Source organism: Treponema vincentii, assembly GCF_010365865.1.
Taxonomy (GTDB): domain Bacteria; phylum Spirochaetota; class Spirochaetia; order Treponematales; family Treponemataceae; genus Treponema.
Genome location: NZ_CP048020.1, coordinates 149,647 through 169,626, shown reverse-complemented (window position 1 = coordinate 169,626; position 19,980 = coordinate 149,647). Strand labels below are relative to the sequence as shown.

Here is a 19,980-nt window from a genome sequence, read left to right as displayed (position 1 = left end):
AGCTGTTGCTGCCGCAACAGTTCAAAGGGAGCACACTTATGAAGAAATACTCACTTTTTATCTTATCAGCCTTATTGCTTACCGCATGTTCTTCCTGCGATTTGCTGTTCAATAGTAATAAACAGAAGGATACGGAAAGAGAACCGTCCTATACTCCTAATTATGCTTGGCAGCTAAAACTGGATGGAATGCAAATTCATTCTCAAGCATACACTGCAGACAACTATTTATACCTTCTTCAGAATATTGAAAGAGAAAAAGAGGATGGAGTACAGCTGATAAAAATAGATATGGAAACCGGCGCTTATGTATGGAAGGCAGATCAAATATTTGATGGACATCAATGGTACTCGTCAAATATCGTAAAAGCCGATAATAAGCTCTATTTTATGCGCAAAAATGGTATTATTTATTGTTATTCAGATATTGACGGTACACGATTAGCGCGGATACAGGTAGGAACGACGGAACAGGAAGCGCTTCACAATAGATATAAGCTTAAAACAATTGTAACGGATGGAACTGCGCTGTATTGGGGAAGTGCAGGAGACCCCGGATCTATTAATGCACACCTTTTAAAACTTGATTTAGATACAATCGATTACACGCAAAACGGGGCAATACAAATCCGTGTTCCGCGCAGTCTATACACCAAAGCTGATTGGCGCCAATGTACCTTCTGGTCAGCACCAATCATCGATGGCAATATACTTTTCTTTAATACTTTTAACATAAAACATCCTGATGGATACAGCACACTGGTAGCAATTGATCTACAAAGTGAAACGGTAAAATGGGAAAAAGAATTACATGGATTGCAAGGAAGAGTTAACAATGATTTGATTATTAAAGACAATATCTTGTACATGCTTGATGTAACAGCCTTACTGCGAGTTGATAAACATACCGGAGAAGTCCTTACCCGATACGATGATGAAAAAGACCCGCCATACACGCAGCCGTTGATGATTCCGACCGTATCTTTATGCGGTATTTGGTATGACGACGGCAGATTGTATTACACCACCGTAGGTTCCACGGAAACCGCTTCGCAAACAGGAATGTCTAAAGACCTTGTATATTCTCTCGTTTGCATCGATGCAAAGACGCTTAAATTCCTGTGGGGTTTCCATCCGGTAAGCGGAACAAGCAGTACGTATCCGGTAGTAAAGGATGGGAAAGCGTATATTGTAACCCATATAGACGGGCTGCGGGTATTCGATGCAAAGACAGGGAAGTTGTTAGGTGTGGATAAAAGTATCATCGCATGGGGGAACGAGGCAAATGTGCTGTATAAAGATTACTTCATCTTTTTTAACAAGAACTTTAAAACGAACCGCGCGACCCTGTGCGCAATACGGGTGTAAATCCTATACACAAGGAGGATAAATATGAAAAAAGATGTATTTCTATGCACTATATTCTGCATAGCTCTTACGGCCTATCCGCAAGGGCTACTTCAAGCAGAAGAAAACGAAGCAGTTCAAAGCAATACCGTTGCCCAAGAAACAACGATAGGGGCAGAGACCTTATCGGAAATGTCCCCTGCTAAAATAGCCGAAGTACAAGGGGCAATGGCAGAAATTCGGATTGATGACCTGATTAAGGATGGACTTTTTAAAAACAAAGCGCTCATCAATCAGCAAGCCTTGCTGCTGCCCGAAGGACGGCGGCTTGATATACAAGGACAATACAGACTGGGGTATGTGAAACCGCTCCTATTTAATTGTTTACTCGGCTTTGGTATCGGTAACTTTATCAATAAAGATAGAGTCGGCGGAATAACACATATGGTAATAGACAGCCTTGCAGTCGGTACCATAGTTACTGCCGGCTCTATTTATTTAGGAGGGGGGCTTATGTACGTTCTTTTATTACCGGCTCTACTATTAGGACAAGACGACAAACAAGTAGCGGACACATTCTCATCAATTGATAAGACAATGAAAATCTCCAAAATAATCGTTCAAACAGGATTCGGCGTCTTTCTGGCAAACAAACTTGCTTCCATTATCAGCGTAAGTGTGCATACATCAAAATACAATAGAACGCTTAAAGAAGCGCTGACTCCGGCAAAAGCGGAAGTGTCTATTCATACCGTACCTATCATCGCTCCCAACCAATTCGGCTTAGCGTTGAGTATCAATTATTGATGGAATGCGCCCGGACAGCAGCCGGATTATACAGCTGCTGCAGACGATACGGTTTTATCCGCGGCGCAGGGAATGCAGCAGCTTCTGCTTCATTGCAAAGAGCGTCTTTGTAAGCGACACCTTGTAGATGTGCGGGTTGAGCAGGCGGCGGGAAGTCGGATGTAAACATTCCAGCTGTCGGCTTGCCCGCTGATGTAGCTCTTGAAGTGTTTCCTTTTTACCGGTGTAGACGCCGTCGGTAATTTTTAGGTGGAGTAATTGTTCCGCCTTTGCCGCTTTAAACGAAAAGCTTTGATAATCGTTCAACGGGTGATAGTAGGTGTTCATTGCTTCGGCATCGAGCGTTTCATCATACAAACCGATAATATCAGCCTTAAAAAATCCATCACTGTCGTAGAGCCGCCACACCTGCTTAATACCCGGATTGGTAATCTTTGCAGGATTATCCGACAGCTTCATAACCGGCAACCACGTTCCGTCATCGGATTGACGCGCAGCAAGTTTGTATACACCGGTAAACGAAGCCTCTTGCCCGCCGGTTACCATGTGAGTGCCGACACCCCACGAGTCAATCGGTGCTTTATTCAAAATGAGCGATTCGATAATTTCTTCGGTTAGTTCGTTGGAAATGGAGATTTTGGCTTCGGGTAAACCGGCGGCGTCGAGCCGTTTCCGTACTTCGGTACTTAAATACTGCATATCCCCTGAATCAAGTCTGACGCCGAAGTTTTTCCCTTGCGCTTGCAGTTTTTTCCCGACTTTTATTGCCGCCTCGATGCCGGAACCGAGCGTGTTGTACGTGTCGATAAGGAATACCGACTTATCGGGATAGATGGCGGCGTATTGTTCAAACGCCTCTTCTTCAGTGGGGAAAGACATCACCCATGCGTGAGCCATAGTACCCATCACCGGTACGCCGTAAAGCTTTCCGCCGAGTGTATTGCTGGTACCGGCCGCCCCGCCGATAATAGCCGCACGGGTAGCGCTCATCGCGCCGTCCGGCCCCTGTGCACGCCGCAAGCCGAATTCCATAATAGAAGACTTCCCCGACGCAAGCCAGATGCGGGCGGTCTTTGTTGCAATCAAACTTTGAAAATTGATAGTATTGAGGATAAGCCCTTCGAGAAGCAATGCTTCGATAATCGGTGCTTCAATACGCAGTACCGGCTCGCTGGGAAATATAAGGCTCCCTTCATCCATTGCCCACACCGAACCTGAAAAGCGGAAATCCTTGAGATAGCTAAGAAAGTCATCATCAAAAAGATGGAGAGTCGCAAGGTAGGCTATATCGGAGTCATCAAAGTGAAAGGCTTGAATCGCTTCGAGCAACGGCTCAAGACCTGCAAGAACCGCGTAGCCTCCTTTAAACGGATTGCGCCTAAAAAACATATCAAAGACGCACGGCCGATTGTTTTGGCGTTTAAAATAACCTTGAGCCATTGTCAGCTCATAGAGATCCGAAAAAAGTGCACTGGTAATCATCATCACTCCTATAATTGTTTTGCCCGATAGTTTTGAGATCTATTTTCGTACCTCACCTATCCTCCTATAGAGAGAATAAGTGCAATTTCACCAAGAGGGAGATCTATTTTTTCGGCAATAAAGTCGATCGAGAATCCTTGTCGTGCCAGTTCGACAACTTGTTCCCGAGGATTCAAAAGAGGCGAGACTTTTGCCGCAGCTTCGGGGATGCCGATAGGTTTTTTATAAATCATCACGGTATTTTTTTTCGTATCGACTGCCGGTTCAGTATCTTCTTGCTGCAAAGTCCGACGGGAGCCAAGAAAATCTTTTTGCATTCGCCATTTTTCATGCTCCTGCTCGACAAGCGCGATATGTTTGTCCGTGTCGGCAAGGAGCTTCTCTATCTGCTGAATTTTATCTTCAAGTACCGTTACCGCATGATCCGATTCATGTTCAATATCGATAATAAGCCGATTTACTTCTTCCCGAATACGGTCGCGGTATGCATTTTGCGAAAAGTTATGTGATGTCTTTCGATAAAAAACAATCATTAAAATAATATTAATACAGAGCAGTATGAGGGCAACAATAAGCATAGGAATTATCCTGAAATATCGATTTTTTTTCCAAGCAAGGGATCTTGAATATAATATGATTTTTCGTCTGTAAGAGGCGTTTCATTTTTTTGCTGTTGAGGAGTATTGTTAAATGCCCCTCCTGAAGAACCGTTTGAACCGTCTTTATTTATCGCCGTTTTTTCAGCTCCTGTAGCCTCGGTTTTCTGTACCGTTTGCTGGCGCCGCGCGGCATCTTCTTTGTTAGCTTGCTGACTGTTTTCGAATTCTGCAGCAAACGTCTGCCGTGCGTCTCCTTGAAGCTTTCCGACCTTATCAAGTTGAGTATAAAGTGTCTGTAGATCAATCGGTTGAATACCCACTGGGCGTCCTCTTTACGTCATCATCATTGGTATAGTCCTCATAAGGGCCATACCGCACGAGACCGTTTTGCAAAAAGAATGTCGTTGCCTTGCAATCAACCCGTACATCTTCGATAATATCTTTAATAACAATCCGAACACCGGTATAAATATTACCTGAAACAGAAACCCGTCCATCCGTTTTTAGCGCAGCAAGATAATCTCGTATCCGTTCTATTTCGTTTCGCAGCTCCTTAATTTCCGTTTCGTTAATATAGCGTAACTCTTTTTTCCTTTTAAGCAATGCTTCTTTCTCTTCGGAGAGCTCTTTGAGAATCTTTTTTTGCCCTTCAAGCGATTTTAAATCGAGCTTTAAGGCTGTGAGCGCTTTCTCGGAAGCAAGCAGATTTTTCTCTAGTATGACAAGTCGCTCCTTGCTGCGTGGATCGAAGCCGACACTGATAACCGTATCAGAACCGCCTGCAGGGCTACCGAGATTTCGAGCATACACCCCCTCGCACGCGGTTACTTGACTACCGATGATATCAGCACGCTTTCCACGGCAAATAACTTTATGATTAGCAATAATTTTTGAATTTAAGATACCGTCCGATACGATAACCATATCTCCCGCTTCTACCAATTCGATATTTTGGATGAATTTAGACCATATCGACTTACCCGCACGGATATGCCCACCTTCTTTCCCGGCAATACCTTGACTGACGACGATATCACCTTCCGCATCCAACGATGCCTTTCCGACAGTACCTTTTACTTCGATGTTACCCGCAGCCTTAATAGAGAAGCCGTCATCAACATTTCCCTTAACAAATACCGTACCAAGGAACACGATATTCCCGGTCTTGATCGACACATTACCTTCGATCGTCATAATCGGCTCGACATTGATCTTGTTTTTTATCAGCAAAACTTGACCTTTCGTTTCGGCAACAACCGTCAGATTATCCTCGGCTAATCGAGTATTTTTTCCCAATGGGATAGCTATATCTTTACCGGATGCAGCGGGTAGGTATTTTCCGGTAACGGTTTTTCCGCTTTTCCCTTCTTCAGCAGGAACCTTTTGGGCAAGCGGCTGCCCTTCAATGACATTTTGAATAAGATTGAGCTCTTTAAAATTAATCTGCCCGCTCTTGTTTTCTTTTAGGCGCAGCTGCGTATTATCGGTTTCAAAATTGAAAAGGATCTTAGCATCGGCGCCTTTTTGCGGCGGCGTTCCTTCTGCGATTAAATAATTTTCACGATATACGGGACTATCTTGGAATTGTTTAACTCTTTTTTCATTAACACCTGAAATGACACGATTATTTGATAAGAAGGTGATAATCATATCTGCCGACACATCGGCGCCGCCGGGCATCGGTGGAGACACAAAAAGATATGCTTTCATCTCGTCATCGCTGATTTCAACGGACATCAGCGCATCGTTACCGGGCACATATTCATAATGTCCTATTCTGACATATTCATCCGCACAGGCTTTAACAATCGGTTTTAAAATTTCATCCGGCGGGACAGCCACATTTCTATCGCGTATTCGTTCCACGACATCGGCAAGCGCTACTTTTCTGCCGTTACCGATGGGTGGCGTAACTTTCAGGAATACACCGTCGGGCGCGCAGAATACATACGCAGCTCCGTCCCTATCCATATTTTCTTCCGGTAATTCTTCCGTACTGAGGCCAGCAGCGACCTCCGCATGAACATTAGGTTTACGCACTTTGTGTGCTTCGTAAGCACGAATTTTCCATTCTTTGGGGTTTAAGACAAAAAAACCTGAAGCCCCTTTTTGTAAAATTTCATAGTCGATAAGGGAGCGGCGTAAACCGAGCTCGACGGCAGCATTGTCAATTGCTTCTTCGAGGGTTTGCCCTGTAACTTCAACAAAAAAACGGGAGGAATCCTTTTCGTACTGTTCCTTCATCTGCTCCCGAATTTGTTCAAAATGTATCATAGCAACGCTCCTAACGGATACCCTTACGAATATTGCTCAATTTTGCTTTAAGTTTTAGGTTTGCACTGGTATGAATCTGAGACACCCTCGATTCGGTTACCTCTAATACTTTCCCAATCTCCCGTAATGTCATATCCTCATAATAATACATGATTAATACTTTTTTTTCTCTATCGGGAAGTTCGTTAATTGCATCCACGATAATTCGCTTCATTTCTTCTCGTTCTACAATGACATCGGGATTAAGCGAAGCCGGCGCTTCAATACTGTCTACAACAGGCGTCTGTTCGGAATCATCCGACCCAAACCGTAAATCGGTAAGGGAGATGATACTGGTACCTGAAATTTTTAATAAAACTTGATGGAATTCTTCGACACTCATGCCAAGTGCTTCGGCAATTTCCGAATCGGTCGCACCGTGCCCTAACCGAGCTTCCAAATCCGCTATTACTTCCTCAATTTCACGGGATTGCTGACGTACCGAACGAGGAACCCAATCAATTGAGCGTAATTCATCAAAAATAGCGCCGCGGATCCGCGTCACTGCATAAGTATTAAATTTCACATTCTTTTCGGGATCATATTTATCGATAGCATCCAGCAGACCAAATACGCCGTACCCGACTAAATCATCAAACTCAACATTATTCGGCATACCAACGGCAACCTTACCGGCAACGTATTTTACAAGAGGTGCGTATTTTATAATAAAAAACTCACGAAGCTGTGGGTCTTGTGTATGTTTATACTCAAGCCAAAGCTCATCTTCCGGTCTCGTGTCTAAACTGATATTTCCCATACTATATCAACATCCACCCTCTAATCCTCAGTTGCTAAAACGGTTCTAATTGCCTGAGCCATTACTTTACTATCAGTACCGCCGGTCTGAATACCGGTCATAGAAAAGCCGCTACTATCCGGTTGTACACTATCATCGATATTTTCATCAAAATCATCATCTATAAATGAGCCCATATTAGGTAAATCCGATAAGCCACCATCACCTTCAGAGCTATCGCTAAAAGAAAGAGGGGAAGAATCGGAATCTACAGGCGTTTCATATATAGTATCGTTATCTGAAGAGCCCGTAGCAGAATCATCAGAAAACGCCTCCGAGCTTTGAGACTCTGCCTGCGCTCCCGCTGTGGCGCTCGGTGTTGCAGAAGTTTCCATATTACCTCCTGCTGTTGCAGGAGCTACTGCCGTCAAGTCGTCATCAAGGGTAATATTAATATTTGATCCGGAAGAGCTATCTGCCGTTTCAGCGATATCCGATAAAACAGGAGGTGCAAAAAGGTCGGGGATAAATCGCTTTAAAAGAATCCGTGCACAGAACACAAAGCTTCCTGCTCCTACACCGGCAATAAGCCCTCTTCCCAAAATATGTAAGAATCGAACCCCACTTATCAGTCCGATAAGCATAGATAAAACACATGTTGTACCGGCAATGATTAAGGGAGCTTTTAGCTTCAACACGGACAAACCTCCACCTCAATAGCTTATGCGAATTTCTATCTCTCGTCAAGGCATTGCCTGGACTTGCTTGTTAATCTTCAGATATCGGCTTAAACACATTTTTACTTCCTTGCAAAAGTCGATACATATCGAGTAATTCGCTGCGGATACCGGAAAGCTCCGTAATCCGGCTGCTCCCGCCCTTGTCGGAAAGATCGGAGAGGAGCTGCCGGCCTGCACCTTCAAGCGTAAACTTTCGCACCTCAATCAGATACTTCATACGGAAGATTAAATCGAGGTGATGATCGGTATACAGCCGCCTGCCCTGCTCATCCTTTTGCGGACGCAAAAAGGGCTGCGTTTGTTCCCAGTAGCGGAGAACATGCGCCTTGATACCGGTTATCTTTTCAACTTCGCCGATGGAAAAGCCTGTCACGGTTTTACCCGGTCTTCCCATTTTACCCGACTACCCTTTACCCGTACTAAAAAGGGGATTGAGCTAAAGCCGAGGTCTTTCCGTATCCGATTGGTGATGTACCGGAGATAGGATTCCGAGACAAGGTCGGGTTTATTTGCAAAGATTAAAAACTCAACCGGCCGTGCGGAGGTTTGCACCATATACTTGAGCGTGAAAGAATTGCGCTGCCCATGCGGAGGTGGTACCGCCTCAAGCCAGTCCTTGAGCGCGAGGTTGAGCGCAGAGGTTTCTACCTTTTTTGTCAGTTGGTCGAATAGTTCCAGCGCGGTGTTGAGCAGGTCGGGAATGCCGCTCCCTTTCTGTGCGGAAACGGGAACAATCGGCGCATATTCCATCTTGCCGAACATAATCTTGATATGCTGCTCCGCATCGTGGAATTTTTTTTCGCCTTTCACCAAATCCCATTTATTCAACACAAAGATAACACCCAGTCCCCGCTTGGTCGCCTGCACGATGATCTTTTTATCCTGTTCGGTGAGCCCTTCCTCCGCATCGATCAGGTGAAAGACAATGTCGGCATGTTCCAAGCTCTTCATCGCGCGGACAACCGAGTAATACTCGATATCCTCTTTTACTTTTGCCTTGCGCCTAATCCCGGCAGTGTCCTGAATGATAAACTGTCTGTCTTTATAGAAAAACTCTCCTTCCACCACATCGCGCGTTGTACCGGCAATCTCCGACACAATCGATGCGGAAGTCTTAGTTAGGTAGTTGCTGAGTGTGGACTTGCCGGTATTCGGCTTACCGATGAGTGCGATGCGGATCGCAGTGTCGGCGGGCGCTTCGCGTACACGCGAAAAGTCCAAGCCCTTGGTTATCTCTTCGGCAAGCGGCATGATGTTATCCCCATGTTCGGCACTGATACATAAGAGTGTCGGAAAGCCGAAGCTGAGGTAGTTATAGGCTTCCGCTTCGCCGCGCCCGCCTTCGGTTTTATTCACCGCAGTGATGAGCTTACCCCAATAGGGACGCAGAAAGCGGATAAACTCTTCGTCTTCCGCAGTGGGTGCAGAGGCCTCTAATAATAGAAGAATTTTATCGGCACGGCGGAGCGCTTCCTGCGTTTTTTCTATAACCAGCTCATCCATCTGGTCTTCTTTTTCGTCGCCGCTGCGGGTCAGCTTAAAACCGCCCGTGTCCATCAGCCGTACCGGTTTCCCGTTGATAATTGCCTGTGCCTCGATGGGGTCGCGGGTTACGCCGGGCGTCGGATCGGTAATGGCGCGGCGCTTCCGCAAAAAGCGATTGAACAGGGTAGATTTCCCGACATTCGGACGCCCTGCTATCACCACAAGCGGCGTGTTCTCATATTTTTTGCGGTAGTCGAATTCCGCACCCGCAGCTTCTATGTTCGCATCCGTATCACTATACATGGCCGTATCTACATCGAATGCCTCATCGTCTCTGGCGACATCTATCCTGTGATTTTTGCTCATTATATTTCCTTACACACTTACCGGATTGCAATTATAGAAAATTACCGCAGCTCTCTCAAGCACCCATCAGGATGTTCGAGGTTGTCCAAAAACTTGCTTTCAAAAATTGACCTCCTTGCTGATACCTACTGTCAAAAATATTGACAAATTGAATCAATATAGTACAATATCCTACGTTGAGGAGGTGATAGTATGGCGTTTTCAATACGGTTGACAGAAGCAGAAAGAGCTATTGCGAATAGCTATGCAAAACTGCATTCGGTATCATTGGGAGAAGCTTTTAAGAATGCATTGTTTGAAAAAATTGAAGATGAATATGATATTACTGTTGCTGCGGAGGCATATCAAGAATATGTGAGTACCGGGAAAAAAAGCCGTCCATTTTCTGAACTCAAGAAAGAGTTAGGTTTGTAATGTACAGGGTTGAAACGACTGCTCGATTTGATAAAGAATTTAAAAAACTGGATAAATATACGCAACGCATGATAGCTGCATGGATTGATAAGAACCTTGAAGGCTCGGAAAATCCGCGCGTACATGGCAAAGGACTCACAGCAAATAGAAGCGGACAGTGGCGATACAGAATAGGAGATTATCGGCTGATATGTGCGATACAAGACAATGAACTTGTTATTCTTGCTCTAACTGTCGGCCATAGAAGGACGGTTTACGATCAGTAGTCTCTTGTAAATACGCTGCACCCTCACGGTTCTACCAAGCCTGTCTATTTACCGTGCTGCCCTACAGCGGAAAGCGCTTCATTGTTTCGCGACGGATTTCTTCAGCGGTATCCAGCCGGCTGACAGCTTCGCAGAGAGCCTCCGCATCGGAAATCCGGATAGATTCAATCCGCTGCGCAATCTCAGGGATTTTTTGCGCTGCCATGCTGAACCGCCGCAAGCCCATCCCAAGTAAGAGCGGAATTGCCTCCGCATTAGAAGCCATCTCTCCGCACATGGACACAAATCCGCCGCGCGAATCACCGGTGCGGTGCAGAAGCGGTTCCGCCTTGATAACGTGCCGGATAAGCCGCAGCACTGCGGGCTGAAAACAGTCGGCTAAATGCGCAATGGTTTGATTTTCCCGATCCGCTGCCATCGTGTATTGAATAAGATCGTTGGTGCCGATAGAAAAGAAGTCAACGGCCGGTGCATACAAGTCGGCAGAGATTGCGGCGGAAGGAACTTCGATCATAATGCCCACCGGAATATCTTTCTTATACGGTATCCGATTCTGTTCACACTCCTGCTCAATCTCTTTGATTAAATTCCGCACCGCGGTGATTTCTTTTTTACAGGATATCATCGGAAGAAGAATATGCAGATTGCCGGCACAACCTGCCCGTAACAGCGCCCGCAGCTGCGGCTTAAAAATTTCGGGACGATCTAGACAATACCGGATTCCTCGCCAACCGAGCAGCGCATTTCGCTCCAAAAGATTTTCCTGCTCTTTCAGCATCTTGTCGGCGCCGGCATCAAAGGTGCGGATCAGCACCGGCTTTGAGCCCATTCGTTCCAAAACGGTACGGTATGCTGTGTACTGATGCTCTTCATCGGGAATATCTTGAGTTCCTAAAAACAAGAACTCAGACCGAAAGAGCCCGATTCCGGCGGCGTTCTGCACGAACGGCAGTTCTGATTCCTCTGTAAGTGCGATGTTTGCGCTCAAATGAACGGGAATACCGTCTTGCGTATACACTTGCGTATAATCCTGCTCTTCTCCGGGTGCTTCAATCCGGTCGCTGCCAACGGCTTCCATTTGTGCAATAGTTTTCGCATTAGGTTCCAAAGTCAACGTCCCATTCGTAGCATCCAGCACGGCATACATTCCGCTCTTTGCCGAATCCATAAGTCCCTGAACGGCAATCAGCGTCGGAATATTCCACGCTCGTGCCATAATCGCAATATGACTGGTCGCACCCCCTTCTTCCATAATAATTCCACAGGGTGCAAGTTTTTTTATTTCGAGCGCTTCGGATGGCTTGAACGCCCGCGCCGCAAGCAAAGAGTCAGGCAATACCCCTACAAACCGAGAGGGAGTCTGCTTATGTTGGGGATTTAAATAAGAAAAAACCGGTTCATATGCATCCTGAATATCGACCGCCCGTTCGCACAGATAGCTGTCACCCGAGGCGGTTAGCATGGCTATAACTTCATCCAATTTCCGTTTGAGTACCGATTCGGCATTCATCAGCGAAGTTTCAATTTCTGCATAAATTGCACGGATAAACTCTTCGTCAGCGAGCATTGCCTGATGGGTTTCCAAAATAGTCTGCTCGGGGGATTTAGTGTCAGCATCTGCCGTCCGGTATTCGATAAGCGCCTGCCTCAGCTCCTCTTGGGCAGCTTGCACCGCAGTGCGCAACCGCTCTTGTTCGGATTTAATATTTTGTGCAGTAATTGTGTAAACAGGCGCCGTTTGTACGGCTTTTTCCGGGATGCACACAATCCGCCCCACAACAAGCCCACCACAGACAGGTAAACCGGTAAATTTTTTCATAAAAGTATTATAGAAAAAATGATGAGGTTTGCATATATAACCGAATTTGATATGCAACAATACGATAGGAAGAGACCGGTCCCTACGGGAATCGAACCCGTCTTTTAAGATTGAGAATCTCATGTCCTAACCGATAGACGAAGGGACTAAAACAGAGCATCGGGTGCTTTACTAAGCAAAAACCTCTAAAAATGATTATTTTTAGAGGTTTTCGGCACATTCCCCAGAGAGGATTCGAACCCCCACAAGCAGAACCAGAATCTGCGGTGCTACCATTACACAACCGGGGAAAGTTGACGGAGGGTATACTATCATATATTACTACTACGTGTCAAGAATACGCATTGTATCACGTTAAATCTAACCGGAAAAGATAGGGGAGCGGCTCTGATTATAGAACAAACGCATCTTATTGTGTTTTTCAACAAAAACTGGTATCGTGGAAATATAAAATGCCTTATCAGCAAAACTGACGGCAGATTTTAAATATGAAATAAGTGAGGTAGGATATGTTTTCCAATAAATGGGTTGCATTCGGTGTAGGTGTTGCAGCGGGATTGGCTGCAGCTGCTCTTATTCGGACTCCGGCATTCCGCAAGGCCTGTGTAGCCGTTACGGAAAAAGGTATGCAGCTCAAACAGGATGCGGTTGCCTTTATGGAATCGGTGAAAGAGGACGCACAGGATATCGCGGCCGAAGCTGCATATAACCAATCGCAAAACGCATAAGAACTTTTTATCAATTTATCAATGAACGTAACCGTTAAACACTCTCTGCCCGGCAGAATAAGACTGCACTACAATGCGGTTGAAATTTCGCCGCGGCAAGCTATTCTTGCGCAGACACTCATCGCGGTGCAAGAAGGAATAACCGACATTCAAGTTAATCCCAAAGTCGCATCTTTTTTGGTTTATTACGACATAAAGACCCTTTCGGAAGCTGAGGTGCTCGCCTTATTCCGAGTCCTTTCCGATAAATACCTGTCCGATGAAAGCCTGCTTGACTCCGTTGCAAAAGTCCCGATGCCTGAAAGCATCTTCGATGTGCTCGCCTCCACGCTCTTTGACGTTACCGTACGAGCACTTCTCCCGATGCCGATACGCAACCTGTTGCTCTACAAAAGAATTGTGCCGCGCATTATGAAAGCGACGCAGTCCATCTTTGCAGGAAAATTCTTTAGCACGGATTTACTCGATGCAACGGCGCTGACAGTTGCAGTTCTTGACGGTAAGGCGCAGACTGCTCGTTTTGTAGCAACGTTGCTCGATATGGGAGAAGAAATTGAAGAGCTGACCCGTCGGCAATCGTACAATAATCTGGCGCAAACGCTTTTGGTTTCAAACGAGCCGGTACATCTTATCGAAGGAAATGAAGAACGAACAATTCCTCCTTCCGCACTTAAAAAAGATGACCTCGTCGTTGTCCGCGCCGGCAGCCAAATCCCCGCAGACGGGAATGTTGAAAAAGGTGAAGGGCTCGTGAATCAGGCGAGCATCACCGGTGAATCGCTGCCGGTAGAAAAAAAGAGTGGCACGACTGTCTTTGCAGGGACTATTTTGCTGGAAGGTGAGCTATACATCCGCGTACGCACGGTCGGCTCTGAAACAAAAGTAAACAATATCATCGCGATGATCGACCGCTCGCAATCCTTAAAAGCCGCCGCTCAGAAACGGTCGGAACGTATCGCAGAAAAAGTAGTGCCCTTTAATTTCCTGTTGACCGGTTTAACCTATTTATTTACGCGGAATATCACCAAAACCGTTGCAACATTGATGGTCGATTATTCCTGCGCGATGAAACTGGCCGCTCCTATCGCCGTTCTTTCCGCAATGAAGGAAGCGGCGGAGCACGGCATTTCCGTAAAAGGCGGAAAGTATTTGGAAGCGGCGGCGCTTGCCGATACCGTTATCTTCGATAAAACGGGGACACTTACCTATGCGGAACCTGTCTTAACCGGAGTGCACCCATTCGGTTCCTTTACAAAAGACGAAGCATTGCGGCTCGCTGCGTGCCTTGAGGAACATTTTCCGCATCCGTTGGGGAGAGCCGTGGTACGAGCCGCTCAAGAACAAAACCTTGTCCATCCCGAGCGTCATGCGAAGGTAGAATACATTGTCGCACACGGTATCGCGTCCTCGTTAGAAGGCAAACGGCTCTGTATCGGAAGCGCTCATTTTATTTTTGAAGATGAAAAAGTTCCGACCACCAAAGCAATAGCCCGCGTGCAGAAGTCTGCGGAAAAATCAGGCTATTCATTACTCTATTTAGCGGTTGACGGACAGCTCGCCGGTATTTTGACTATTGGAGATCCCGCCCGGGAAGGTACTGCAGAAACCATCTCCGAGCTGAAACACTTGGGTGTACGCAATTGCGTTATGATTACAGGAGATGCCGAACAAGCGGCTGCAAAGGTTGCAGCTCAGGCCGGTATCACGGAATATCATGCGCAGACGCTGCCGGAAGATAAGGTGCGGTATGTGCAAGAAGCACGAAATGCCGGACATAAGGTAATTATGATTGGTGATGGAATCAACGACGCGCCTGCACTTTCCGCCGCGGATGTCGGCATTGCGATGGGCAACAGTTCTTCCATCGCAGGCGATACTGCCGATATCGTATTGGCCGACGACGGACTTTCCGGTTTAATTACGGTGCGGAAGCTCGGTCAAAAAACGCTGTCACGGATAGATAAAAACAACAAGCTGATTATCGGCGGCAATTCACTGCTCTTGTTTGCCGGTATGTTCGGTCTTATCCCACCCGCACTCGCGGCGACGCTGCATAATTCGCTGACCATTGCCGTCAGTATCGAATCCATGCAAAAGTTGTTAAAGGACGCGCGATGATTACCGGCTTTTTTCCCGGTCGCATACGGCTGAGGGCGCCTGTCTTTAAAGACACCGCAATCACCGAGCGGGCATTATCCATCCTGAAAGCTCCGGCGCTTTCATCAATCATCAAAGAGATTGAACATAATCCCGTTACCGGAAGTGTGTTGATAAAGTACCATCCGACCAAGGTACCGATAGCGAAGCTTACTTCATTGCTCCCGTTTTTTAAAAAGCTGGAGAAAGAGGCTGAAATGTATTCTGAAAAAAATAAAGCCATCATTCTTGCAATGCTGGACGAACTGGAAGGATACGTCAAAAACTGGGAAACGGCGTAACCGCTTCTGCAGGACAATTAAAAAAACAGCCTGATGCGATTGTCATGGTTTAAAACAGCAGTTTTGTTACCACAATATATATCGGGATAAGCACTAAGCTTAACAGCGTTCCCCACGCGGTAAGTCCCGCAGATTTCCCCGTATGGCAGTAATGTGTTTCAAGCACGATAATGTTGGCGGCAGGCGGCAAGATACAGATCATATACAACGCCTGCTTGTTGGCGGTTATTAATCCCAAGTGCAGCAGCCCCGCAATAAAGATAAAGAGCGTCATTAGACAGCAGACTGTAAGAGCCCGCATTATCGCCAGTTTAAGCGTTAGTTTTAAATCCTTGATTTCAAGCTTAATCTTTGCAAGCCACATACCGAGTACACCCATTCCTAAAATACTCATGACTAATTTAAGTATTCGATATAAGGGCGGCAAATAGAGTTTGATACTATCCCCGAAAGGAATACAGATAATGCCAATAATGAGCGCAGCCACGGGCGGAGATTTCAGCGTCCGTTTTATATCGACCTTTGCAGCGCCGTTATTGATCAACATACCGGCGCCGATGGAATTTCCGAAAAGAGAGTTGCCGATATACAGCGAGAGCACGGCGGTCGCAGCACTGTCTCCCCATACCGTTGCAACAATCGGCAATGAAAGCCACCCGATATTTAAATAGAAAAAACATAACTGTTCGACGGCATCGGCGCTAAAAAGCCGGCTCATATACATCATTACCGTCATCATAATAATCATAGCGAATATGCTGACAAATAAGTCGGCACGGCACGTTGAAATATTGTAAATAATGATCAGCGGAATAATTACTCTGGTAAGCAAATATGCCGTCTGCTTTTTTATATCGATCGGCGCTTTTCCCACAAGAAAACCGAACCCGAGATACAAAAACGGAAGCACTATTTTAACAGCCATTATTCCCCCTTTTTACAGCAGACAGGTAAACATATCAGTAATATTTTAAATATTTTCCTATCTTTTGAAAATAGAGATACCCACATATTTTCAAAAGATAGGATCTTGACAGCATCCTCACCTACACATATAATCAAACTGACAATTGAACATCTGTTCATATATTTGTTTAATATAACACCTGTCTTGCTCATTTGAATAAGCAGAGTGATTTAAACGAACTGAACAGGGCAAAAAATGCCTACAACGTTTGCCCTTGACGTAAGGAGGCCGCACAATGGAAAACCAAGAAGAACCGATGAGTGACGAAGCGGCAGAGTATTTTAACCCCGATGCCGTAGCTCATGCACGCTCAAAGATCCCCAACGAGGACACGATGACCGCATTGAGTGATTTTTTTAAGAATTTCGGTGATTCGACCCGTATCAAGATTGTATCCGCGTTAATGGCGGGTGAGCTGTGCGTTGCCGACATTGCGGAGGTACTTGAAATATCCGCTTCGGCAATTTCTCATCAACTGCGTATCCTCAGACAAGCAAAAATAGTGCGTTCGCGGCGGGTGGGAAAACAAATCTACTATTCTATAGAGGACAATCATGTCGGCATCTTATACAGCGTCGGCATGGAGCATATTCTGGAAGGCCGCTGAGCCGAAGGAGGAGAGATGACAAAAAACGCTGTCTAAAATATCGCCAGCGCTTTTTGTCTCAAGTTTGCGCTGCAAACTTGATTATTTACATGTGCGCGTAACGCGCACGACTAAAAACCTTTTCGGATGTTTAAACATCCTGCAAAAGTTTTTATAGGAGGTAAGATGGCTTGTAGTTGTATGGCATGTAATCATATACACGAAACACATAATCATGATGAACATCATCATGACAGTTTGTGGGATAAACACGATATTATCCGATTTAGTGTAGCGGCGGTGTTTTTTATCGCCGGGATTGTATTGAAAATTGCTTCCGAACCTTTCAAAATGACCGTTCAGTTCAGCGGCGCTTCTTACTCCATTGCACTTTCATCACTGCTTTTTGTCGGTTCGTGGCTTGCTGCGGGACTGGAAGTTATTCAAACCTTGCTAAAGACCATCGGTAAAGGAAGTATTTTTGACGAAAACTTTTTGATGACCTTTGCGACACTCGGTGCATTCATACTCGGAGAGTGGTCGGAAGGCGCCGCCGTTATGCTGTTTTACAACTTGGGTGAGCTGCTGCAAGCGGCCGCCGTTCAACAGTCCCGCCGTTCCATTACCAACTTGATGGATTTGCGTCCCGAATTTGTCCGGCTCTACCGTAATCCTGCCGACTCCGAATCGGGACACAGCGATGCACATAGTTGTTGCGGTCATGAACATGAAGATGATGATCACCATCACAGTCATGAGCACATTCACGCCGAGATGTGCGAATGCGGGCACGAACACGGTGAACATCACCATAGTCATTCGGAAAACTGCGAATGCGGACACGAGCATGGCCATGAACATCATCATGAACATGAAGAATGCGAGCGCGAACATGAGCACGGCGAAGGACATCATCACGAACATACGCATAATCATGCCGAAGAGTGCTGCTGCGGGCATCATCATGAAGGGGATGATCCTGACATTGTAGCTCCGGAAGATGTTCCTATCGGTACGCTGATCCTTGTAAAACCGGGAGAAAAGGTTCCGCTTGACGGGATACTGGTCGAAGGAGCGTGTTCTTTTGACACCTCATCGATGACGGGAGAGAGTGTTCCGCGTTTTATTGAAGAAGGCGGTACGGTACTGGCAGGATTCGTCAATACGGACGGGCTTGCGGTGATTAAAACCACCGTAGCGGCGGAAAATACCGCTGCGGCCAAAATGCTGCAGTTGGTGGAACATGCGCAAGACCGCAAGGCAAAAACGGAGCGGCTTATTTCGAGCTTTGCGCGGGTATACACGCCGATTGTAACGATCGGTGCAGTCGTGCTGGCGCTCCTTCCGCCGCTTGTACTTTCGGCTGTATATAGCAGCCCGCTTTCGTGGAGCGCCTTTGTTCCGTGGATTTCACGCGGATTGGTATTCCTCGTCATCTCTTGCCCATGCGCCTTTGTTATCTCCGTTCCGCTCGGCTACTTTGGCGGACTCGGCGGCGCGGCAAAAAAGGGTATATTGATAAAAGGCGCAGATTTTATCGACTCGCTTGCCAAAACGGACAGCGTTGTATTCGACAAAACCGGCACACTGACGGCCGGTGTTTTAACGGTACAGCATATTCTTCCTGCCGAACAATTCAGCACGGAGGAATTGCTTGAGCTTGCCTATATCGCCGAGTATCATTCCGGCCATCCGATTGCCGTTGCGATAAAAGGCGCTATTCAAGGGCGGCTCGGCAAAGAAAAAACAGCCGTGTTTGAAAAAGAAGCTGCCGAACTCCGGCAATACACGGAAAAAGCCGGTTCCGGTGTTAAAATGCTGCGAAACGGACAGGAACTTGCGGCCGGTTCCGCGCTGTTCATCTTCGGTGATGCGGAAAAACAGCCTGCTTCCATCGCCCAAATCGAAGGAACAAAGGTATTCCTTTCCTACGGCGGGCGTTATGCCGGCTGTATTATTTGCAGTGACAGCATTAAACCGCAATCCGCACAGGCAATACGGGAACTGCGCGGTGCCGGCGTCGGATATCTTGAGATGCTGACCGGCGATACGAAACGCACGGGCGAAAAAATAGCCGCCGAATTGCAGCTTGACCGCTGCAGCAGCGAGCTTTTGCCGCATGAAAAGGTCGCCCGCTTTGAAGCAATCAGCGACGAGCGGAAGAAAGGCAATGCCCGCGCCGTCTGCGTGTTTGTCGGGGACGGAATTAACGATGCGCCCGCCCTTGCCCGCGCGGATGTGGGTATCGCGATGGGCGGAATCGGCAGCGACGCCGCAATCGAAGCCGCCGACGTCGTTCTTATGACCGATAACCCGCAGCTTATTCCGCAGGCAATCAAGTCGGCACGCTTTACACGGCAAATCGTCAAACAAAATATCGTTATGTCATTTGTTGTTAAAATCGCCTTTTTGGCAGGCGGCGCCTTGGGTATTATCGGTTTATGGGCAGCGGTGTTCGCCGATGTCGGCGTCGCACTCCTTGCCGTATGCAATTCGTTGCGCGCACGACGGTAGGTTGTTACGGTTTGCCCCTAACCAGTGCTTTGACAAATAGCCTGTTGAACAGTGTACGTCCGTGTACACTGTTCAACGACGAGATTTGTGCATAGCCCAAATCTCGCTACCGCGTGGAACCACCGCCCTCCATGGCAAGTTCAAAAATTGACCTCCTTGTCAATTTTTGAACGCGAGTTTTTGCTACACAAAAACATCGCTACTGCTTAGAACCACCGCCATCCGTGGCGGTACTGAATACCTCTTGCCGTAAGCCTTTTGAAAATAGTGGTGCCGGATACAAGGCGCTGAATAAACAACACCCGCAGGCACGGTAGCAAATGTACATCCCTGTACATTTGCTACCTACGTGTTTGCAGCGCAAACACGCT

General features: G+C 46.6%; 19 protein-coding genes and 2 tRNA genes. 9 read left to right on the top strand and 12 right to left on the bottom strand.

From position 1 onward, the window contains the following. Positions 1–38 precede the first annotated feature (38 nt). Together GWP43_RS00735 and GWP43_RS00730 are read left to right on the top strand one after the other, a co-directional pair. Positions 39–1,367 (top strand): PQQ-binding-like beta-propeller repeat protein, encoded by a 1,329-nt coding sequence (locus GWP43_RS00735; RefSeq protein WP_162662034.1) that lies wholly within the window; start codon positions 39–41, stop codon positions 1,365–1,367. Between the two features lie 24 nt (positions 1,368–1,391). Then, a complete protein-coding gene (locus GWP43_RS00730; RefSeq protein WP_162662033.1) occupies positions 1,392–2,153 on the top strand; it encodes a hypothetical protein in 762 nt (253 codons plus the stop codon). Between the two features lie 54 nt (positions 2,154–2,207). Here the strand turns inward: GWP43_RS00730 and GWP43_RS00725 are convergent, their stop codons facing one another. The 8 genes from GWP43_RS00725 to der form a co-directional block, all read right to left on the bottom strand. Continuing rightward, positions 2,208–3,635 carry a nicotinate phosphoribosyltransferase gene (locus GWP43_RS00725; RefSeq protein WP_162664702.1) on the bottom strand — a complete coding sequence of 476 codons (1,428 nt, stop codon included), beginning with the start codon at positions 3,633–3,635 and terminating at the stop codon, positions 2,208–2,210. Between the two features lie 56 nt (positions 3,636–3,691). After that, entirely contained in the window at positions 3,692–4,213 is a 522-nt protein-coding gene (locus GWP43_RS00720; protein ID WP_162662032.1) for a DUF2802 domain-containing protein, read from the bottom strand. 5 nt (positions 4,214–4,218) lie between these two features. After that, the gene (locus GWP43_RS00715; RefSeq protein WP_044015000.1) at positions 4,219–4,554 is read right to left on the bottom strand and encodes a hypothetical protein; all 336 of its coding nucleotides are present in this window, start codon (positions 4,552–4,554) and stop codon (positions 4,219–4,221) included. Then, entirely contained in the window at positions 4,535–6,508 is a 1,974-nt protein-coding gene (locus GWP43_RS00710) for a FapA family protein (RefSeq protein WP_162662031.1), read from the bottom strand. Before GWP43_RS00710 ends, GWP43_RS00715 begins: the two co-directional genes overlap by 20 nt. 10 nt (positions 6,509–6,518) lie before the next feature. Next, on the bottom strand, positions 6,519–7,307 hold the full coding sequence (gene whiG, locus GWP43_RS00705; RefSeq protein ID WP_162662030.1) for an RNA polymerase sigma factor WhiG: 789 nt from the start codon (positions 7,305–7,307) through the stop codon (positions 6,519–6,521). A gap of 20 nt (positions 7,308–7,327) precedes the next feature. Then, positions 7,328–7,984: a hypothetical protein gene (locus GWP43_RS00700; protein ID WP_162662029.1), complete on the bottom strand. Its 657-nt coding sequence runs from the start codon at positions 7,982–7,984 to the stop codon at positions 7,328–7,330. A 70-nt stretch (positions 7,985–8,054) separates the two neighbouring features. Continuing rightward, complete coding sequence (locus tag GWP43_RS00695) at positions 8,055–8,420, bottom strand: MerR family transcriptional regulator (protein WP_230977822.1); 366 nt, start codon at positions 8,418–8,420, stop codon at positions 8,055–8,057. Further along, positions 8,396–9,814, bottom strand: coding sequence for a ribosome biogenesis GTPase Der (gene der, locus GWP43_RS00690; protein ID WP_203232455.1), 1,419 nt, complete (start codon positions 9,812–9,814; stop codon positions 8,396–8,398). Before der ends, GWP43_RS00695 begins: the two co-directional genes overlap by 25 nt. A 255-nt stretch (positions 9,815–10,069) precedes the next feature. Between der and relB the strand changes: the two genes are divergently transcribed. After that, positions 10,070–10,291 carry a type II toxin-antitoxin system RelB family antitoxin gene (gene relB, locus GWP43_RS00685; RefSeq protein ID WP_162662027.1) on the top strand — a complete coding sequence of 74 codons (222 nt, stop codon included), beginning with the start codon at positions 10,070–10,072 and terminating at the stop codon, positions 10,289–10,291. Then, positions 10,291–10,557 (top strand): type II toxin-antitoxin system RelE family toxin, encoded by a 267-nt coding sequence (locus GWP43_RS00680; protein ID WP_162662026.1) that lies wholly within the window; start codon positions 10,291–10,293, stop codon positions 10,555–10,557. The genes relB and GWP43_RS00680 overlap by 1 nt, the downstream gene beginning before the upstream one ends. A 61-nt stretch (positions 10,558–10,618) precedes the next feature. Here GWP43_RS00680 and ptsP read toward each other — a convergent pair whose 3' ends face one another. The 3 genes from ptsP to GWP43_RS00665 all read right to left on the bottom strand — a co-directional run bounded on the left by ptsP (position 10,619) and on the right by GWP43_RS00665 (position 12,666). After that, positions 10,619–12,376 (bottom strand): phosphoenolpyruvate--protein phosphotransferase, encoded by a 1,758-nt coding sequence (gene ptsP / locus GWP43_RS00675; RefSeq protein ID WP_162662025.1) that lies wholly within the window; start codon positions 12,374–12,376, stop codon positions 10,619–10,621. A gap of 76 nt (positions 12,377–12,452) precedes the next feature. Further along, positions 12,453–12,523, bottom strand: a tRNA-Glu gene (locus tag GWP43_RS00670). A gap of 72 nt (positions 12,524–12,595) precedes the next feature. Beyond that, positions 12,596–12,666, bottom strand: a tRNA-Gln gene (locus GWP43_RS00665). A gap of 219 nt (positions 12,667–12,885) precedes the next feature. Between GWP43_RS00665 and GWP43_RS00660 the strand changes: the two genes are divergently transcribed. Genes GWP43_RS00660 through GWP43_RS00650 form a run of 3 tightly spaced genes read left to right on the top strand, consistent with a single transcriptional unit; the run spans position 12,886 to position 15,542 of the window. Then, the gene (locus GWP43_RS00660; RefSeq protein ID WP_162662024.1) at positions 12,886–13,104 is read left to right on the top strand and encodes a hypothetical protein; all 219 of its coding nucleotides are present in this window, start codon (positions 12,886–12,888) and stop codon (positions 13,102–13,104) included. Positions 13,105–13,125: 21 nt separating this feature from the next. Beyond that, positions 13,126–15,222, top strand: a complete 2,097-nt coding sequence (locus tag GWP43_RS00655) for a heavy metal translocating P-type ATPase (RefSeq protein ID WP_162662023.1) — start codon at positions 13,126–13,128, stop codon at positions 15,220–15,222. Further along, a complete protein-coding gene (locus GWP43_RS00650; protein ID WP_162662022.1) occupies positions 15,219–15,542 on the top strand; it encodes an HMA2 domain-containing protein in 324 nt (107 codons plus the stop codon). Before GWP43_RS00655 ends, GWP43_RS00650 begins: the two co-directional genes overlap by 4 nt. A gap of 49 nt (positions 15,543–15,591) precedes the next feature. On the opposite strand, the gene GWP43_RS00645 is transcribed toward GWP43_RS00650, so the two are convergent. Further along, positions 15,592–16,467, bottom strand: a complete 876-nt coding sequence (locus GWP43_RS00645; RefSeq protein ID WP_162662021.1) for an AEC family transporter — start codon at positions 16,465–16,467, stop codon at positions 15,592–15,594. A 277-nt stretch (positions 16,468–16,744) separates the two neighbouring features. Between GWP43_RS00645 and GWP43_RS00640 the strand changes: the two genes are divergently transcribed. After that, the gene (locus GWP43_RS00640; RefSeq protein WP_162662020.1) at positions 16,745–17,116 is read left to right on the top strand and encodes an ArsR/SmtB family transcription factor; all 372 of its coding nucleotides are present in this window, start codon (positions 16,745–16,747) and stop codon (positions 17,114–17,116) included. A 165-nt stretch (positions 17,117–17,281) separates the two neighbouring features. Next, positions 17,282–19,609 (top strand): heavy metal translocating P-type ATPase, encoded by a 2,328-nt coding sequence (locus GWP43_RS00635; RefSeq protein ID WP_162662019.1) that lies wholly within the window; start codon positions 17,282–17,284, stop codon positions 19,607–19,609. Positions 19,610–19,980 lie beyond the last annotated feature (371 nt).

Excerpts from the sequence above, each read along its gene's own strand:
- GWP43_RS00735 (WP_162662034.1), top strand. The coding sequence starts at position 39 with ATGAAGAAATACTCACTTTTTATCTTATCAGCCTTATTGCTTACCGCA.
- GWP43_RS00730 (WP_162662033.1), top strand. The coding sequence starts at position 1,392 with ATGAAAAAAGATGTATTTCTATGCACTATATTCTGCATAGCTCTTACG.
- GWP43_RS00725 (WP_162664702.1), bottom strand. The coding sequence starts at position 3,635 with ATGATTACCAGTGCACTTTTTTCGGATCTCTATGAGCTGACAATGGCT.
- GWP43_RS00720 (WP_162662032.1), bottom strand. The coding sequence starts at position 4,213 with ATGCTTATTGTTGCCCTCATACTGCTCTGTATTAATATTATTTTAATG.
- GWP43_RS00710 (WP_162662031.1), bottom strand. The coding sequence starts at position 6,508 with ATGATACATTTTGAACAAATTCGGGAGCAGATGAAGGAACAGTACGAA.
- whiG (WP_162662030.1), bottom strand. The coding sequence starts at position 7,307 with ATGGGAAATATCAGTTTAGACACGAGACCGGAAGATGAGCTTTGGCTT.
- GWP43_RS00695 (WP_230977822.1), bottom strand. The coding sequence starts at position 8,420 with ATGGGAAGACCGGGTAAAACCGTGACAGGCTTTTCCATCGGCGAAGTT.
- der (WP_203232455.1), bottom strand. The coding sequence starts at position 9,814 with ATGTATAGTGATACGGATGCGAACATAGAAGCTGCGGGTGCGGAATTC.
- relB (WP_162662027.1), top strand. The coding sequence starts at position 10,070 with ATGGCGTTTTCAATACGGTTGACAGAAGCAGAAAGAGCTATTGCGAAT.
- GWP43_RS00680 (WP_162662026.1), top strand. The coding sequence starts at position 10,291 with ATGTACAGGGTTGAAACGACTGCTCGATTTGATAAAGAATTTAAAAAA.
- ptsP (WP_162662025.1), bottom strand. The coding sequence starts at position 12,376 with ATGAAAAAATTTACCGGTTTACCTGTCTGTGGTGGGCTTGTTGTGGGG.
- GWP43_RS00660 (WP_162662024.1), top strand. The coding sequence starts at position 12,886 with ATGTTTTCCAATAAATGGGTTGCATTCGGTGTAGGTGTTGCAGCGGGA.
- GWP43_RS00655 (WP_162662023.1), top strand. The coding sequence starts at position 13,126 with ATGAACGTAACCGTTAAACACTCTCTGCCCGGCAGAATAAGACTGCAC.
- GWP43_RS00650 (WP_162662022.1), top strand. The coding sequence starts at position 15,219 with ATGATTACCGGCTTTTTTCCCGGTCGCATACGGCTGAGGGCGCCTGTC.
- GWP43_RS00645 (WP_162662021.1), bottom strand. The coding sequence starts at position 16,467 with ATGGCTGTTAAAATAGTGCTTCCGTTTTTGTATCTCGGGTTCGGTTTT.
- GWP43_RS00640 (WP_162662020.1), top strand. The coding sequence starts at position 16,745 with ATGGAAAACCAAGAAGAACCGATGAGTGACGAAGCGGCAGAGTATTTT.
- GWP43_RS00635 (WP_162662019.1), top strand. The coding sequence starts at position 17,282 with ATGGCTTGTAGTTGTATGGCATGTAATCATATACACGAAACACATAAT.